Raw genomic sequence first — 203 nt, forward strand, 5'->3', positions numbered from 1 at the left:
GCCAGGTTCGCGCTGTTGGCCGCGACGCGGCCCGCCGTGTTGTCCAACTTGCCGGTGGTGATGACGGTGTCGCCGCTGCCCGTCTGCACGATCTCGCCGCTGGCGTTGTTCAGGTTCGCCACGTTCAACTGCAACTGGCCGCCCACCAGTTGGCCTTGGTTATTGATCAGCGACTGGCCATTGTTGGCATTGGCCGTGATGGC

Annotated in this window: 1 protein-coding gene; it reads right to left on the bottom strand. The window is 64.0% G+C overall.

Annotated elements, in window-relative coordinates; genetic code table 11:
- Window positions 1-203: hypothetical protein (locus tag GCN75_RS29040; protein ID WP_193317719.1), on the bottom strand; the 203-nt coding region annotated here is incomplete at both ends.

This window comes from Janthinobacterium violaceinigrum (assembly GCF_009208555.1).
In the GTDB taxonomy this organism is placed as follows: Bacteria; Pseudomonadota; Gammaproteobacteria; order Burkholderiales; family Burkholderiaceae_D; genus Janthinobacterium; species Janthinobacterium violaceinigrum.